The following is a 2164-nucleotide window of genomic DNA, read 5'->3' on the forward strand; positions in this document are numbered from 1 at the left end:
CCACACCCGCGGACCGGTCGACCGCGGGCACGCCCGGGAGCGAGGGCTCCGGGCCCGGCCCGGTCCGCAGCCACGGCGGGACCGTCACCTCGGGGAGGCGGGACGTCTCGTCGTCGTCGCCCCTGGTCGGCCGGTTGGCCACCCGCCCCACCCCCTCGGATCGTCCCGGGTCGACGCATCGCGTCGTGGGCGGCCGTGGTCGCCACCCGAGGGGATCCTAGAACGCACGACGCCCCGTCGGGGGTCCGTGCCGCGCGGGACTGTTAGCGGAGGGTCACCTGCCGGGCGCGCAGCCCGTCGCGGGACGACCGCTCCTCGGAGGTGAGCGGGGCGTCGTTCGCGAGCGCCTCGCGCAACCGCGCGTCGAGCTCCTGCAGACCCGGCGCCCACTCCTGGTGGTGCATCTCGCGGTCCAGGTCGAACACCGGCACCAACACCCCGTGCGTGCGGAAGGACCCGGCGAAACGGGACCCCTCGCCGAGGTGCAGCCCACCGACCGCGTGGACCCGGGCCAGCGCCTCGAACAGCGCGTCCTCGTCCTCGGGCCGGACCCAGCGGATGTGCGCCTTCTCGCCGGCGTCGACCCACCACGCGGCCTCGATGCCGTCCGCCTCCACGCGCGCCGACGGCATCATGACCTCGTTGGCGTTGCGGACCGCCTGCTCGATCTCGGGGGCGACCTGCACGCCCTCGGCCACCCACCAGGAGAAGTCGTCGTGCACGACGATCTCCAGCGGGGCGTCCTTCACCACGACGTCCGCCAGCGACGGCGTCGACCCGGTCGGGTGCGACGAGGTGAGCGTCTCCCCGCCGCCGGCGCGGCCCGCCCAGTCGATCGCGAACGCCAGATCGGCCGCCGGATCGGGGCCGTGGACCTGCACCTGCAGGCCGACCATCGCCTCGCCGCCGAGTTCGTCGTCGCGGACGAGCGCAGCGATCGCGCCGGGCAGGACCGTCGCCAACGTCACCTCGCGGTCGCCCCCGACCGTGGTCAGCTTCGCCGTGGCTGACGGCACGAACTCGCGCATCGCCACCATGTCGCACTCACCGGCGAACCCGGCGAACGGCCGCGGCTCGACGCTGAGTTCCTCCCGCTCGGCCGCGCGTGCGGCGATCTTGGCCTGGCGGTTGCCGCCGGCCTTGGGCTCGTTGTGCCTGTTCCGTCTACCCACGGTCACCACGATACGGTGCGTCTTCGTCAGGTGCCCGCCGGACCGGCGAGTCGGCCGGTCGGTGCCGGCCCCTATGCCCCCGGATCACCCGGCAGGCCCCGCGTCGCCTCACTCGGCACGCCGGCGGCGGCCCCGTCCGCGGGCCCCTCCGTCGGCGGCGTCGCGCCGTCGAGGACGGTCAGCGCCCGCGCCGGCACGTTGGTGCCCACCCAGTCGACGCCCAGATCGCGACACAGGAGGAGGTCGACGGGATCGTCGACGGTCCAGCAGTAGGTGCCCATCCCCCGCGACCGCCAGTACTCGACCAGCCACGGCCGGGCCCGCAGCGCGCTGATGCTCGGCCCCATCAGCTGGGCACCGAACCCCTCGGCGGGCCACGACTTGAAGACGTTGCGCCGCTCGCGAAGCTGCACGGTCGGCACGTCCGGCGCCAACTGCCGGAACCGGCGGACGGCGGAGACGGAGAAGCTCATCATCACCGCGCGCGACTCGGCGAAGCACGCGGCCCGGTCCAGCCCGAAGTACCGGAGCTCGTCGCGCAGCGCGGTCTCGACGCGCCCGCCGGTGGGCACGGGGTGCTTGGTCTCGAGGAACAGGCGGACGCGGGGATACGCCTCGGCCATCACGAGGAAACTGCGCAGGGTCATGACCGGCTCGGGCCTGCGGTGGACCGGGTGCCAGGAGCCCACGTCGAGAGCCGCGATCTGGTCGAGGGTGGCGGAGTGGACCCACAGGTCCCTGTCACCGACGCGCGTGGTGCGCGGGTCGTGGAGCAGGACCGGGACGCCGTCGGCGGTGAGGCGGATGTCCACCTCGAGCGCCTCCGCGCCCTGGTCGAGGGCCTGCTGGTAGGCGACGCGGGTGAGTTCGGGGTATTCGGCCGAGGCGCCGCGGTGGGCGACGACGCCGCTTCGGGTGGAGACGGGTGAGGGCAGGTGGGTGGTCGCGGGGACCGTCACGTCTCATTCCTTCCGGGTGGCGGACGCCTCCAC

At 74.2% G+C, this 2164-nt stretch carries 2 protein-coding genes; both read right to left on the reverse strand.

Features of this window, described 5'->3' with window-relative positions; genetic code table 11:
• Positions 1-263: 263 nt before the first annotated feature.
• Complete coding sequence (locus G6030_RS13575; RefSeq protein WP_182643485.1) at positions 264-1172, reverse strand: DUF5926 family protein; 909 nt, start codon at positions 1170-1172, stop codon at positions 264-266.
• Positions 1173-1243: 71 nt separating this feature from the next.
• The gene (locus tag G6030_RS13580) at positions 1244-2131 is read right to left on the reverse strand and encodes a glycerophosphodiester phosphodiesterase family protein (protein ID WP_182643486.1); all 888 of its coding nucleotides are present in this window, start codon (positions 2129-2131) and stop codon (positions 1244-1246) included.
• Positions 2132-2164: the final 33 nt, after the last annotated feature.

This window comes from Dietzia sp. E1 (genome assembly GCF_014145015.1).
GTDB classification, from domain to species: domain Bacteria; phylum Actinomycetota; class Actinomycetes; order Mycobacteriales; family Mycobacteriaceae; genus Dietzia; species Dietzia cinnamea_A.